This window comes from Sphingopyxis sp. DBS4, from assembly GCF_024628865.1.
GTDB lineage: Bacteria > Pseudomonadota > Alphaproteobacteria > Sphingomonadales > Sphingomonadaceae > Sphingopyxis.
On the sequence record NZ_CP102385.1, the window covers coordinates 56,327 to 70,122 of the forward strand.

General features: G+C 63.1%; 11 protein-coding genes and 1 pseudogene. 5 read left to right on the forward strand and 7 right to left on the reverse strand.

The genetic code is table 11. The features are described 5' to 3' along the window. Positions 1 to 79: 79 nt before the first annotated feature. Positions 80 to 1,159 (reverse strand): maleylacetate reductase, encoded by a 1,080-nt coding sequence (locus NP825_RS20945; protein ID WP_257551678.1) that lies wholly within the window; start codon positions 1,157 to 1,159, stop codon positions 80 to 82. A gap of 185 nt (positions 1,160 to 1,344) precedes the next feature. Continuing rightward, the gene (locus NP825_RS20950; protein WP_257551679.1) at positions 1,345 to 2,235 is read right to left on the reverse strand and encodes a LysR family transcriptional regulator; all 891 of its coding nucleotides are present in this window, start codon (positions 2,233 to 2,235) and stop codon (positions 1,345 to 1,347) included. Positions 2,236 to 2,409: 174 nt separating this feature from the next. Between NP825_RS20950 and NP825_RS20955 the strand changes: the two genes are divergently transcribed. The 3 genes and pseudogenes from NP825_RS20955 to NP825_RS20965 form a co-directional block, all read left to right on the forward strand. Beyond that, positions 2,410 to 3,606: a muconate cycloisomerase family protein gene (locus tag NP825_RS20955; protein WP_257551680.1), complete on the forward strand. Its 1,197-nt coding sequence runs from the start codon at positions 2,410 to 2,412 to the stop codon at positions 3,604 to 3,606. Between the two features lie 14 nt (positions 3,607 to 3,620). Next, positions 3,621 to 4,349, forward strand: coding sequence for a sulfite exporter TauE/SafE family protein (locus NP825_RS20960; RefSeq protein WP_257551681.1), 729 nt, complete (start codon positions 3,621 to 3,623; stop codon positions 4,347 to 4,349). 77 nt (positions 4,350 to 4,426) lie between these two features. Next, positions 4,427 to 4,816, forward strand: a pseudogene (locus NP825_RS20965) (hypothetical protein); the annotation flags it as partial. A 23-nt stretch (positions 4,817 to 4,839) separates the two neighbouring features. Here the strand turns inward: NP825_RS20965 and NP825_RS20970 are convergent. After that, complete coding sequence (locus NP825_RS20970) at positions 4,840 to 5,604, reverse strand: IS6-like element IS6100 family transposase (RefSeq protein ID WP_001389365.1); 765 nt, start codon at positions 5,602 to 5,604, stop codon at positions 4,840 to 4,842. A 145-nt stretch (positions 5,605 to 5,749) separates the two neighbouring features. On the opposite strand from NP825_RS20970, the gene NP825_RS20975 reads away from it, so the two are divergent. Further along, positions 5,750 to 5,983 (forward strand): hypothetical protein, encoded by a 234-nt coding sequence (locus NP825_RS20975; protein ID WP_257551682.1) that lies wholly within the window; start codon positions 5,750 to 5,752, stop codon positions 5,981 to 5,983. Further along, positions 5,980 to 8,442 carry an AAA family ATPase gene (locus NP825_RS20980; protein ID WP_257551683.1) on the forward strand — a complete coding sequence of 821 codons (2,463 nt, stop codon included), beginning with the start codon at positions 5,980 to 5,982 and terminating at the stop codon, positions 8,440 to 8,442. Before NP825_RS20975 ends, NP825_RS20980 begins: the two co-directional genes overlap by 4 nt. A gap of 7 nt (positions 8,443 to 8,449) precedes the next feature. Here the strand turns inward: NP825_RS20980 and NP825_RS20985 are convergent, their stop codons facing one another. The 4 genes from NP825_RS20985 to NP825_RS21000 all read right to left on the reverse strand — a co-directional run bounded on the left by NP825_RS20985 (position 8,450) and on the right by NP825_RS21000 (position 13,778). After that, positions 8,450 to 9,094, reverse strand: a complete 645-nt coding sequence (locus NP825_RS20985; RefSeq protein ID WP_257551684.1) for a hypothetical protein — start codon at positions 9,092 to 9,094, stop codon at positions 8,450 to 8,452. A gap of 80 nt (positions 9,095 to 9,174) precedes the next feature. Then, complete coding sequence (locus NP825_RS20990; protein WP_257551685.1) at positions 9,175 to 10,104, reverse strand: DUF2493 domain-containing protein; 930 nt, start codon at positions 10,102 to 10,104, stop codon at positions 9,175 to 9,177. 318 nt (positions 10,105 to 10,422) lie between these two features. After that, positions 10,423 to 11,457, reverse strand: coding sequence for a toprim domain-containing protein (locus NP825_RS20995; protein WP_257551686.1), 1,035 nt, complete (start codon positions 11,455 to 11,457; stop codon positions 10,423 to 10,425). A 194-nt stretch (positions 11,458 to 11,651) separates the two neighbouring features. After that, positions 11,652 to 13,778 carry a ParB/RepB/Spo0J family partition protein gene (locus NP825_RS21000; protein ID WP_257551687.1) on the reverse strand — a complete coding sequence of 709 codons (2,127 nt, stop codon included), beginning with the start codon at positions 13,776 to 13,778 and terminating at the stop codon, positions 11,652 to 11,654. Between the last annotated feature and the right edge of the window lie 18 nt (positions 13,779 to 13,796).

Here is a 13,796-nt window from a genome sequence, read left to right on the forward strand (position 1 = left end):
TCAATCGGCCTGGACCTCGATCCGTTCCCGTCCGGAACATCTCATGCAATCGTTCCGGTTGTTCAATCCGCGAAGCGCCTCAATCGGTGTAGGTGTCGTGGTCGGGCCGGACGCCCGCCCAGGCATTTGCGATCAGGCGACGCAGGAGATGCGGCTCGAGCGGGCGCGGATTCGCATAGGCGTTCGCAAGAGCGAGCTCGACGGCCCGGTCGATATCGCTCTCTTCCATGCCTAGATCGCGCAATGCCACCGGAGCCCCGGCCCGCTCGGCAAGGTCGTAGATGCGGCCCGCTATCCCGTCTCCGCCAAGAGCGCGCTTGATCGCTCCAACGGCCTCGCGCACCGCGGGTGCGTTATAGGCCAGCGCGTGCGGCAGAACGATCGTGTGCGTTTCGGCGTGCGGGAGGTCGAACGAACCTCCCAGGACGTGGCAGAGCTTGTGGTGAAGAGCCATGCTCGTCTGACCTAGGCAGATCGCGCAAAGCCAAGCGCCGTAAAGCGCGTCGCGGCGCGCGTCCTTGTCGTCCGGCCACTGTGCGATGGTCGGCAATCCGCGATAGAGGGCCGCGATACCGGCCTCGGCCATCAGCTTCACCACCGGATTGCTGTTGGTCGCGTACAGGGCTTCGACTGCGTGCGCCATCGCATTGATACCGCTGGTGACCGAAAGCTTCGGGGGCAATGTCAGGGTCAGATCGACATCGTATATCACGGTTTCGGGGAGAACCTTTGCCGTTACCTGCGTCGTTTTTTCGCCCGCTTCGGTCTGGCCGATGATCCGGGTCATCTCCGATCCCGCATAGGTCGTGGGAATGGCGATTTGGGGGAGGTCGGTTCGAAGTGCGATCGCCTTGGACAGGCCGATCGCGGACCCGCCGCCCAAAGCTACAAGGCCGTCGATACGATGCTTTGCGACCACCGCCATGGCGTCCGCAGTCACCTCGACCGGCGTATGCATTCGCGCGTCGTGATAGGTGGCGGCGCATCGGTCGCCAAGAAGTGCGGCAACCCCGTCGGCCGCCGCCCGCTGGTCGGGAGTCGAGAGCACGAGCATACGTCCGCAGCCCAGTCGTTCGGCTTCGGCGGGTACCTCGCCAAGCGTCCCATGGCCGAACAGGACCCGATAGGGCTGACCTTCGTAAACAAACGGGAATTTCATGCGATGACCTCGTGGTAAGGGATCCGGGTGCGAAAGCGCCGCCCTTCGGCGGGCTCCGGCGCGAATGTGGATGACGGCCACGCCAGCTTGCTGGAAAGATCGCTCTTCCCTGGTTACCCGTGCCCGTTCCCGCCCGACGCTAAAGGGCGCCAGCCATGCGGTCCAATACTGTTGCCGGGCCTCGGCTATACCGAAGAGATATCGCTATCCGTCAAGCTCGCGAGAAACGCATCGACGACAGGCGGCCTGCCGTCTCGAAGAAAAACGCAGCTGATCGCCGATACAGCGGCGGGATGATCGATCGGCGAGAAATGGATGCCGGGCCATGCAAGACGGGCCACCGATTCAGGAACGATGCTGAGTGAATCGCTGACAAGCACCATGGCAAGCGCTGCAAACACATCTTCGGCGGGATCCGTCATCGCAGGCTGAACATTCACGGTCATCAGAAACCGCAGGACTTCATCGGCGAAACCCGGGCGACCCAGCTGCGGAAAGACAGTCAATGAGCGTCCGTGGATTTTCTCCAATCCGTCGACTGGCGACGGCGGTTGAGCTGCATCGAGCCGCTCCGCAAGATAGAGCCGCTCTTCTCCAATCCGCATCGTCTGGAGGTCATGATCGACGGAATAATATCGGGCAAAGCCGATGCCCAGTTGGCCGTCACGGAGCCGGGCGATCTGTTCGTCCTTGCTCGCCCTTTGGATCTTGACAGAGATATGGGGGCGGGCGGTCATGAAGGTGCGTACGAGCTGCGGCACGACCGTATAGATTGTTGCGCCGAAGTATCCGATGTCGAGACGACCGAGTTCGCCGGCCTGCGCTGCCCTCGACTTGTCGATCGCGGCATGGCTGATGTCGAGCAGGCGCTTCGCTTCGACCAGGAACAGCTTTCCCGCTTCTGTGACCTGGACACCCTTCGACGATCGGACAAGCAATTCTACGCCGAGCTCGTCCTCCAACTGCTTGATCTGCCGGGTGATAGGCGGCTGCGACACATGCAGCTTCCGCGCTGCCGCAGTCAGGTTGCCCTCCTCGGCGACGGCCACAAAATAGCGGAGTTGGCGAAATTCCAAAACTTTCTCCCATACCGATCGCGTATTGCGAGGACCCTGCATTAGTATTTTTCTTCATCGAACAACAGGGGCAACATTGGCCAACAAGCGGAGCCGTCGGACAAACCGGTTCAATGGCAGCCGGGAAGTGGGTCCCAATCCGTCCCGCTTCGGCGCAGGGGAGACAGATTTCAGATGACTTTGGTGACAGAGCTCACGCCTCCGGCGGTGAGCGCACCCCCGTTCTCCGTCCATCCGGATCATGCTATCGCCGCCGTCACGGCGACGATCGTCGACTTGCCCCTTCGCCGACCGCATTTTCATGCGACTGGCACCCACGCGACACAGTCGTTGGTAATGGTCGAACTGGTCACGGCAGGTGGCGCAGTCGGCTGGGGAGAAGGCGGAACTCCCGGCGGGACCGCCTTCTGGGGCGGTGAGTGCGTCGAAACGATCAAGCTGATGATCGACCATTATCTGGCACCGGCCGTCATCGGCATCAGCGTTTTTGACCAGGAGCGAATTCTGGTCGCGATGGACCGTATTGCGGCGAATAATCATTTTGCCAAGGCGGCGATCGATATCGCCGTCCACGATGCGGCCGCGCGGTTGATGGGCATATCGGTGTCGCAGCTGTTCGGCGGAACCGCGCGTGCGACAGTTCCTGTCCTTTGGGCTCTGGCGGCAGCAGCTTATGAGGCTGATGTCGCCGATGCGATCGAACAGATCGAGGCAGGCCGCCATAGCGTTTTCAAGATCAAGATCGGCAAAGGCGATGCCGGCGCCGAAACCCGGCGCGCGCTGGGCACGGCGACCGCTATTCACGACGCGCATCCGGATGCACGGTTCGTTGTCGATCTCAATCAGGCGTGGGACGAGCCTACGGCGATGCGATGGCTCGGGGCCTTCCAAGAGCATGATTTCCTGTTCGTCGAGCAGCCGGTTCCGGCCTGGAACGTCGAGGGCATGATCCGTCTCGCATCGCGCTTTGAAATTCCGATCATGGCCGACGAGGGATTGTGGGATTTCCACGATGCATACGAATTGATCCGGCGGGGCGCGACCGACATCTACGCTGTAAAGATCGCGAAAGGCGGCGGCCTGCGACGCGCTTTCAAGGCGGCGGCCGTTGCCGAAGCCGCCGGAGTTCCGCTGTACGGTGGTATGGCGCTCGAGAGCTCCGTCGGGACGGCAGCCGGACTGCAGCTGTTCAGCACGCTCCCGAACCTTCCCTTCGGCTGCGAGTTGATCGGTCCCAGGCTGCTGGCGGAAGATCTGACGGTCCAGCCGATCGCGTACCGCGACCGGGAAGTGGTCGTTCCGTCAGGCGTCGGCATGGGGGTGGAGATCGATCGTGATCGTGTCCGAAGCTTCACCCGGCGCGTCAAGTGACAGGGGATTTCGCCTTGATACTGGCTGCAGTTGTCGTGGGTTTGGCAACCTATATGCAGGGCATCACAGGTGTCGGATTCGGCATGGTCGCGATGCCGCTGCTCGTGCTGATCGATCCGGGCACGGTGCCGGGTCCGGTCATCATCGCCGGCATCTTTGCCTCGGTGCCGTTTCTTATCGCCGGCTGGAAGCAGGTAGCGTGGCGCGAATTCGCCATTCTGCTCCCGGGGGTCGTGATCGGATCGCTCGTCGCGGCCATAGTCATCAGCCTTGTCGCATCCAACACCCTGCGCGGTTTCGTCGGACTCCTGCTCGTCTTCGCAGGCGGCGCGGCAGCCTTTTCCAAGGCCCGCGCTCCCGGTCCCGTGGCTTTCACCTCGGCTGGCTTTGCGACGGGTTTCATGGGCACCGTCGCAGGAGTCCATAGCGCGCCGCTTGCGATCCTCTACCGACACGACAAGCTGGCGAAAGTACGCCCGACGGCTGCGGCGTTGTTTGTTGCGGCCTATATCCTGTCGCTTGCGGGGTTGGCGGCAATAGCACCGAGCCAGCTCGGATCGCCGACGATCGCGCTCGCGATGATACCGGGCGTCGTGCTTGGCCTTTTTGCGGCCAGTGGGCGGTTCGCCCGGCCCGCCGACGGCGTCATGCGTCCCATCATCCTCATGCTGTGCATTCTCGCCGGGCTACGCCTCATCGTGAGTGCCATGGGAGGCGGCATCCTCGCCGCGATGACGATATGAGCGCCGTCCTTGATGCTTCCCGCGATTTCGAATGGTCGACCGATTCGGTTCGCGGCTCCTCCGCGCTGAGCTGCTGGATGGACCGCGTCGGGGCCTGCCTTACCGAGGTCGATATTGAGAGCCGGGCTTTCGGCGGGCACCGCGCGCGTATCCAGCATTTCGAATTGGGTCCGGTGCAGCTGAACTTCCTGTCCGCAACCTCGCAGCGCATCGTGCACAGCACCGCGATGATCAAGCACAGCGCGAATGACTACCTTCTCCTGTTTTTCGAAAAGGGGGCGGGTAGACTGCGGCACTACGACCTCGAAGTCACCGCTCCCGAAAAATGCTTCGTCCTCCTCGATAACCAGCAACCCTATGAGCTGGTCCGCGATACCGGAGGCATCACATTGTCGATGCGTCTCGAGGATGCTTGGCTCCGCCACTGGCTGCCGCAGGCTCTGTTGCAAAGATTGGCGGCAGTCAGAGGTAGGCTGTCGCTCTGCGCCGATCAGGCGGCTGCTGCGAAATGGTGGTTGAGCATGCCCATGGCCTCCGTCAGCGCCGAGGGCCCAATGCCAAAAGCTCTCTCCACAAGGCGCACCTCGCCCCTGATGCCGGGCTGCAGGCACCAGGGGCGAGCCTGTCCTTTGCGCAGGGCTCGCATGACTTCGAATCCCTTGATCGTGGCATAGGCCGTGGGGATCGATTTGAAACCGCGCACCGGCTTGATCAGTATCTTGAGCTTTCCGTGATCGGCCTCGATCACGTTATTGAGATACTTCACCTGCCGGTGGGCCGTCTCCCGGTCCAGCTTTCCTTCGCGCTTCAATTCGGTGATCGCTGCACCATAGCTCGGCGCTTTGTCGGTATTGAGCGTGGCAGGCTTTTCCCAGTGCTTCAGGCCTCGCAGGGCCTTGCCCAGGAACCGCTTCGCTGCCTTGGCGCTGCGGGTCGGCGACAGGTAGAAATCGATCGTGTCGCCCCGCTTGTCGACTGCCCGGTACAGGTAGGTCCACTTGCCCCGCACCTTGACGTAGGTTTCATCCAGGCGCCAGCTCGGATCAAAGCCACGCCGCCAGAACCAGCGCAGCCGCTTCTCCATCTCCGGGGCGTAGCACTGGACCCAGCGATAGATCGTCGTATGGTCGACCGAAATGCCGCGTTCCGCCAGCATTTCCTCAAGGTCGCGATAGCTGATCGGATAGCGACAATACCAGCGCACCGCCCACAGGATCACATCACCCTGGAAATGGCGCCACTTGAAATCCGTCATCGTTCCGTCCGTCCAATCTCCGCCAAGCATGCTCAAGCTTCACGATTTTTGCAACAGAGCCCTCTTTCCGAATGTCGGTCGAACCGGTCCTAATTGGTGCTTCTGCATCGGTCGGAATGCGGTATTGCTTGGCGCGGAGGGGATCATGGCCAAAAAGACATATGACTTCGTGATCGACGATGCGCTCGGCACGTCGGACAATCTTGCCGCTTTCGCGGGCGGACTGACGGGTGACGCAGCTCTTGCTGCGGCACTGACGCCTCACCTCGCGCCGCTCGCCTCAGGTCAGAATCTCGATGCAGGAGCCATTTGGAACATTCTGTTCCAGGCGACCGCCGCTGCACCGCCGCCCCAAGACGGCGCGGACGCCGCCTCATGACATGGCTTCTTCGCCAGATCGGAATCGAGGGCTTTCGCGGCATAAACAACGCCGGGTCACCGCTTGAGTTGGCGTTCCACACCGAGAAGGTGAATTCTGTCTTTGCGCCAAACGGCGTTGGCAAAAGCTCCATCTTCGAGGCTGTCACCTATGCTTTGACCGGGCAGATTCCGAAACTTGATGGCCTCCCCGCCGCGGAACAAGGCGGCACTTACTATCTTAATCGATTCCACCCGGGCGATACCGGAACGATTACCTTGTCGCTTCAGCCCGCCGCTGCCGGTCCCGCGATTGATGTCATCGTGACGCGCGACAGAACCGGGGCCAGGACGGTCGCCGTCAGTGACGGCCGCGACGGCGACGCCTTGCTCGCGGAACTCAATCGTGAATTCGTCCTTCTCGATGCCAAGACGTTCCAACGCTTTATCGATGATACGCCGCTCAACCGCGGACGCTCGTTCTCGGGACTTCTAGGCCTCGGACAATATTCGGCGCTCCGGCAATCCTTGCAGGCTTTGGCCAATACGCGAGCGTTCAATAATCATTTTGATGTCAGCAGCAAATCTGGCCGCAAGCAGCTAATCGAAGGGCAAATTGCGCAGGAGCGGACCGCGATCCGTGAATCCTACCTCCACCTCGTAGGAGAGGACGCAGGCCAGCTCACGCAGGCCGATATGCAAACGAGGGCCCATGCGATCCTGCACAACATTCCGCTCATTCAACCGCGGTGCGCAGGCAAGACCTTCGATCAGATTTCCGCCGACGAATGCATAGCCTCGGTGCGCGCGGCCGAGGGCGGTCCCGACCGGGATCGCCTCGCCCAATTGCTGCGTGAAGAAGACTGGTGGAACCATGCGATAGCAGCTCTGCCGACGACGGCGCAGATCGTGTCGATTGTCGATATCGCAGCCGAGCGCGACACTGCCCTAGCGCAGACGCAGGGGGAGAAGTTTCTTCGCCTCTACCGCACGGCGCAGGAAATCACCGAGAGCGATGACTGGGTCGACAAGTCCTTATGTCCGGCGTGCGAGCGAACCGGCGAAAACTCCGTTCTCGATCACAGCCGGCACAAGGTCGCGCTCTACGACGCGGTGACCGCCGCATCCGACAAGCTCGCCACAAGCTGGGCCACTGCAGATTGGGACAAGGTTGTCGAGCTAGAAAAGGCAACGCGGCAGGACGGCGAAGCTCAATTGATCCCGGGCGCGAAGGCGGCAATTGCGAAACAGGCGTTCACGCAGCCAGCTGCAGCCGAGCTACAGACCCGCATCGATCTCGTTCGCGCACGCGCAGAAGCTGCTCTCGCTGCGACCATTGCGGAAAAGGACGCAATCGAGAAGAGGCTTCCGGCCTCGCTCGTCGCGGTGACCGAAAAAGTCGAGGCGGCTCGCCGACTGCAGGCAGCCTTCAAGAAACTTGACCAACTCCTCGTGTCTCTGTCGGCGCTCGATACCGAGCTTGACCGCATCGAGCGGGTGCGGAGCTTTCTGTCCGACGCTTCTGGCGCCTTCTCGCAGGCCGAATCCGAGGCTGCGGCGCGGCGGCTCGCTGCGGTCGAACCGCTATGTCGCGACCTTTTTCAGAGCATAATCTTCGATCCTGTGGTTCCGGCCATTTCGAAGCGCGCGGGTGGCGAGGATCTTCAACTTTCACTCGCGGCATTTCATGATCACGCCAATATCTCGGCCCAATCGGTCCTCTCGGAGAGCTATAGGAATGCCTTCGCGATATCCGTCTATCTGGCAGCCGCGTCGCTCTATTCGGGGGCCGCAAAGTTCCTGCTTCTCGACGATGTGACGTCGAGCCTCGATGCCGGCCACCAGTTCCACTTGATGGAAGTGATCCGGACTCGCTTCAGCCGCCCTGTCGTGCCGGATGGTCCACAGGTCATCCTTCTAAGCCACGACACGCTGCTGGAGAAATATTTCAATACCAACGGGTCGACTTCGGGCTGGGCGCACCAGCGGATAGAAGGCACCCCGCGGACCGCCGTGCTGCCGCAGTCGAACGCCGTCAATCGGGTTCGCGATGCCACGCTGGACCTGCTAAATGCCGGGAACGCGCAAGATGCCGCGCCCAGGATAAGGCAATATATCGAGTATGTTCTCGAAGAGATCATCATAAGGTGCCGTGTGCCCGTGCCGATGGATATTGCACTCGGCGACGATAGGAGAATGGCGGGTCATCTAATCGGGGCAATCGATGCTCAAGTCAAACTGCACGCCGCCGCGAACACTCTCGTTCTGACGACGGCGCAGGTCCAAGGGCTCAATCTCGCCGTGGCCACGATCAGTGCAAATTTCCTGGCGCATTGGAGCAGCGGACAGACGCAGGCCTTCGCTCCGGGGGCCCTATTGGGCGTGATGCAGGCAATCGACAATTATGCGGGCTGCTTCAAGTTCGAGCCAACGCCCGGTCAGGGCTTTCGGTACTATCGGTCGCTCAGCCAGCAAGCATGACGCCAGCTCATTCGCCGATCAGGTAGGACACGAATGGCTCAGTGAAATTGTAGCGATCGACCGAGTTAAATTTTATGTCGTAGATTGCTCCCGCATGGATCATGATCGTCATCATCGCTTTGATCTGCGGATGGTCGTCGAAAAAATACTGAAAATACGGCGTCGATCCCGGATTATATGCCCAACCCTTTTTCAGCAGGATGAACTGGCGCACCAGTTTGTTTCCCATAAGATCGGCGCGCATCTCCGCGATCAGTTCAGGCATCTTGCGTTCGAGGGCCGGGAATGGCGATGCCTTGGAGACCGAGTAACCTCGTGCTTCCAGAGCCGCCATCTTCTCGGCCGTATCCTTCCATTCGCGCAGCAGCGTTGGCGGAAATGACAATTCATCGTCATCGATGAGCTTGGCGTCGCGCTGGCACAGCCAAATGCCGTTGGCGATATCGCTGCGCTGTTCGGGCGTCAGCGTCTCATCGTAGCGGGCACCGCCAGGAGATGCCGCGCTGATATGAGCAGCCACTCCGACATTGGTGGTTCCACCCGCGGCGTCGGGTCCCGATGTCGGCTGGCGGCAGTCGGGATTGGAACAGCGCATTCCAACGCGCTTCGCGAGCCTGTCGACAACCGCGCGGCTAAAATCGTCTCGAGCCAATCAACCCTCCCCGCTTCTGATATGTCGCTAGCAGGCCATAAGCCGGAAGCGAACGGCAAATGGGTTCAATCGCGACGACTTCAGCGCGACCGAAAATCCCAGAGAGGAATGCCGATTTTCCTGGCCTTGTCGGCGAGATTGTCCTGAATGCCATTCCCCTGAAAGATGATGAGACCGACTGGAAGAGCCTCGAGCATCCGGTCATTGCGCTTGAACGGCGCCGCCTTGCCGTGGCGCTTCCAGTCGGGACGAAAGGCGACCTGTGCCACGCCGCGATTGTCCGCCCAGCAAGCCGCTGCCCGCTCGGCACCCGTCGGAGTCGCCCCATGGAGCAGGATCATGTCGGGGTGCCGCGCTTTCGCTTTGTCGAGCGCCTCCCAGATGGCCCGATGGTCTTCGCATTCGCTCCCGCCGGTGAAGGCAATGCGGGTCCCTTCCGGAAGTAGCGTTGCCGCTTTCTCGCGAAGACGAGCGTCGAGGAACTCACGGCTGTCAATTAGCGAGGCCGTCATCGTCCGATGGTTGGCACGGGAGCCGGTGCGTGGCGCCCAGGCCTTGCGGAGAAGCACGCGAAATTGCTCAGCGGCCGCCTCGCGGAAGAATTCCATCGCGTCGCGGCGTTCGATCAGGGAAATGCCCTCCCGCGTCGCCCGCTCGAGTTCGACCGAGCGGATCTCGCTGCCGTCCTGTTCGCGTTGCAGCCGGCGCTGAAGCTGCTCATTGTCGTCGAGCGCGCGCTCGACCCGTTCGCCGGCGCGGTGGAAGATGTTGACGAGGTTCCAGAGGAGGTCGTCGAGATCGGGCTCGATCCGGGTTTCGGCCAGACACCCTGCCAGCGCATCGAACATGTCGACGATCGCGCCGCCCGCTAGGCGGGCGTCGGGGAGCGGCCGCGGATCGGGTTCGTCCTCATAGGGCCGGTGACCGAAGAGCTGCATTTCCTGGAGCAGATGGGCCGTGGTTCCGAGTTCGGGGGAGAGTTCCAGGTCAGGATCGGCACCGTCGCGCATCGTAGGTCTCCGTGTTGCCCAGCCGCGCCTCGCGCGGCCTTCGTGGCGACGGCCCGCGACGGGCGGGACGGGTTCGCATCGCGGCGCGAGACCCGCGACCGGAGCGTGAGCGGAGGATGGCGGGCGAAGGCTATTTTGCTTCGCGATGCAAAGGGGCCGCGAGGCCCCGGCGGAAAATAGCCGCCCGGCCGCCATTGCGCTCCCGGCGGGCCCGGCGCAGTCGCCCTCTCACGAAGGCCGGGGCGCGCGTCGCAAGAGAAGACGTGCTGCGTAAGCCGGAGGCAGGCCACCTTCCCCGTTCCGGCCAGTTCGAGGTCTTCAAACGAGAAGGAGACGATCGGATCCGACGAGCTGATTGCGAAGCGATGCGCCGACCCGCTGGGGGCCGAGCGTCATAAGGTCGCCGTTGAAGTCGCCGCGCGCAGGCTCGAGCGGCAGGACGTCGATGCCGGCCGCTGCCGCCCGCTCGCCAATCGCCGCGAGCGCACCGTCCCCGGCAGGGTCGTCATCACGCGCGACATAGAGACGCTCGAGGCCGGCTGGAAAGGCCAAGGCCCCGAGATGCGCGGCGGAAAGGCCAGCGATCATTGGCATCGACGGCAGCAGCTGACGCAGCGACAGGATTGTCTCGAGGCCTTCTCCCGCCGCCATCACGCGGGCGGCCCGGCCGAAGCGGACCCCATTGCCGAGGAGGTGACCCATGGCGCGGCGCGGAAAAGCCACCGGCGCTTTGTCCGTGGTTTCGGGATCGAGCCATGTTCGGTGAACGCCGGTGATCGCGCCATCTAGGTCGGTCACCGCCGCGATCATCGCCGGCCAGGCTGGCCTCGTGTCGGGCGCGTCGTCCTCCGTTCGCCGGTAGAAGCAATGGGGATGGAAGCGCAGCGGATCGCTCGGCGCGAGCGCATCGATGGCCCGTCCGGCAAGATAGCGGCTTGCGAGGCTCGCGAAGATCGGCTTGGTTGACCCCCATAGTCTTCGCGCGGCCTCAGGGGTCCCCGTGGGCGCCTTGCGCGGTGCCCGGCTTCGATCAGCGGCTGGCGGCGGCGGCAGGCTCAGAAAGCGGCGCGCTTCCTCGAGCGTTTCGCGAAATGCGACGTGACCGCAGGCGTTCGCAATGATGTCGAGCAGGTCGCCATGCTCGCCGCTCGCCGCATCGGTCCATTTGCCTGCGGAGCCACGTCTATCGGGGGCAGCGAACAGGCGAACATAGAGACTCCGGCCGGGAACATTATGGATGTCTCCGACCATCCAATAGCAACCTTCGCGGCGGCCATTCGAGAGATAGCGGCGACACACGGCCTCGGCGTTTTCGCCAAGGCGGCGGGCAATTTCAGCGGCAATACCGGACATATGGGGCTCCATTTCCTGGCGGCCCGCTTCCGAATGACGCTCTCATCGAGCGACGCGCAGCGAACCGCACCGACAGCCCCTGCCGGCGACGAATGATTGATGTTCGTCACGCCATCCTCGATTTCAAGGTCGGGGCACAAAAAAGGGAAGCCCGGCACGGCGCCGGACTTCCCAGATGTTTCGAGACACGCGATCTATTCGGCGGCCACCGCATCGATCGCGTCACCTTCGTCGCCCTCGCCGCCCGCATCGAGGTCATGACCCCCGACCTTGGGCGCCTCGTCGTCGTTCGCGGCCTGCAGGTCGGCCGCGACGATCGGCTCGGGCGTGCGGAGGGGCTTGGCGAGCCACCCCTTGCCCTGGAGCAGGTCCTCGGCGGCGCTTGCCATCTCCGGCTTCTTCAAACCGCCGAGCCGGCCCGCGGCATCCGCGCCGCAGGCCTCCTCGACCGCCGCGAGGATCTGCGGCTTGGTGACGCGGCCGAGATAGTTGGCGACCGTTGCGGTCCAGCCGGCAGCCACCATGTCGAGACCCGACGCCCGCGCGAGGACATGCGAATGCTCGATCCGCGCCGCGACCGCGCGCGTCGAGACCCGGCCCTGATTATATTGGGTCGCCGGCTCCCAGGTCGCGTCAATGCCGAAGGACACGCAATGGGCAAAGAGCGCGGCCTGTTCGTCGGCGTCGAACGTCGCGAGCACGTCCCACACCGTGTCGGTCGTATCGGGGAGCCGAGCCGACCAGCCTTCGTGCCGTTCGTTGATCGCCTTCGCCGACGCGCAGTCGTTGAGGGCGGACCCGTAACCGATCAGCCGATTGCTGCGCACCGAGATGCCGACGCAGCTCGCCGACGACGAGTAGGTGTAGAAGGTCTCGAGAACGAGCGCATGAAGCATCGCAGCGAAGGCGACCAAGGGGTTCGATGCCACCGCGTCGCGGAGTGCAAGCGTGCGATGCGCGGTCAGGTCGGTGACGAGCTTGTCGGGCAGCGGGCGAAGAAGATCGTCGGGATCCTCCTCGTCGGTTCCATCGGCCGGCGCACCGGCGCCCTCGTCATCGCCATCGCCGCCCTCGCCGGCCTGTTCGGCATCGCCAGTGCCCGCCTCGCCGTCGGCTGCAGTCTCTTCGACCTCGCCCGCCGGCTCATCCTCGGGCCGGACATAGCCGCGCTCGATGTGCAGCGAGCCATCGACGTCGATGCTGACGAAGGCACCGGCGATCGCCATCTCGGCAGGATCATAGAGGAGCGGTTTCGAGACCAGGGGCGCAATTTCCTCGTCGATCGCCTGGATGCGGGCGGCGATCTCGTCGGGGATGTCCTCCTCGCCGGCCCACTGGTCCTCGAGCCGGTCGGCCTCCTCGCGAAGCGCTTCGAGCCGCGCTTCGTCCTCCTCGCTCGACGCGGATTCCTCGCCGTCGATCGGACGCAGACCGTAGGTATGGCCATAGGGGAAGTCGACCGCCTGCTCGACCCACTTCCACCCTTCGGCTGCGACCGCAGCGACTTCGGCTTCGAGCTTCTCGGTCTGGAGGCGATCGAGCAGCGCGACGTCTTCGAGCCAGCCGCCGTCATCGGATTCGAACAAGTCGCGAAGGACATGACCGCCCGCCGCGAGATAGGCGCCCAGCGTCACGAAGCGCACGCGCTTGTCCGATGCACGCACCTTGTCCTCGGTGAGGCGGGCCCGAATGAACCAGGGCTGCTGCGTGTTGCTCGTCTGGAGCATTTCCCAGACCTGCTCCTGCCGCGCATGATCGCTGGCGACCGCGAAGGCGATCAGCTGTTCGAGGGTCATGCCGTCTTCGGCGTAGATGTCCTGCAGCTTCGGCGAGACACCGGCGAGCTTGAGGCGCTGCTTCACGACGGCAGGCGTCACCATAAAGGTCGCGGCGATACTCTCGATGTCGCTGCCCCGTTCGACGAGCTTCTGCATGGCGCGGAACTGGTCGAGCGGATGCAGCGGCTCGCGGTGGACATTCTCGGCGAGCGAATCCTCCTCGGCCGACACCATGTCGTCGTCGCGCACGATGCACGGGACCGGTTCGGTCTTGGCCATGCGGCGGGTCTTGACCAGCTGCTGCAGCGCGCGGAAGCGGCGCCCACCCGCGGGCACCTCGAACTTGCCCGTTTCCTGGCCTTCCTCGTCGCGCTGGGCGCGAACGGTCAGGCTCTGGAGCAGGCCGCGCCGCTCGATATCGGCCGCCAGACTGTCGATCGACACCCCGGCCTTCACGCGGCGGACATTCGCCTGGCTCAGGACGAGCGCGCTGAACGGGATGTCGCGCGCGCCGCTGAGGGTGATTTTCACATGCTTCGTCATGACTTGTCTCCATGACGA

Excerpts from the sequence above, each read along its gene's own strand:
- NP825_RS20945 (WP_257551678.1), bottom strand. The coding sequence starts at position 1,159 with ATGAAATTCCCGTTTGTTTACGAAGGTCAGCCCTATCGGGTCCTGTTC.
- NP825_RS20955 (WP_257551680.1), top strand. The coding sequence starts at position 2,410 with ATGACTTTGGTGACAGAGCTCACGCCTCCGGCGGTGAGCGCACCCCCG.
- NP825_RS20970 (WP_001389365.1), bottom strand. The coding sequence starts at position 5,604 with ATGACGGATTTCAAGTGGCGCCATTTCCAGGGTGATGTGATCCTGTGG.
- NP825_RS20975 (WP_257551682.1), top strand. The coding sequence starts at position 5,750 with ATGGCCAAAAAGACATATGACTTCGTGATCGACGATGCGCTCGGCACG.
- NP825_RS20980 (WP_257551683.1), top strand. The coding sequence starts at position 5,980 with ATGACATGGCTTCTTCGCCAGATCGGAATCGAGGGCTTTCGCGGCATA.
- NP825_RS20990 (WP_257551685.1), bottom strand. The coding sequence starts at position 10,104 with ATGCGCGACGGTGCCGATCCTGACCTGGAACTCTCCCCCGAACTCGGA.
- NP825_RS20995 (WP_257551686.1), bottom strand. The coding sequence starts at position 11,457 with ATGTCCGGTATTGCCGCTGAAATTGCCCGCCGCCTTGGCGAAAACGCC.
- NP825_RS21000 (WP_257551687.1), bottom strand. The coding sequence starts at position 13,778 with ATGACGAAGCATGTGAAAATCACCCTCAGCGGCGCGCGCGACATCCCG.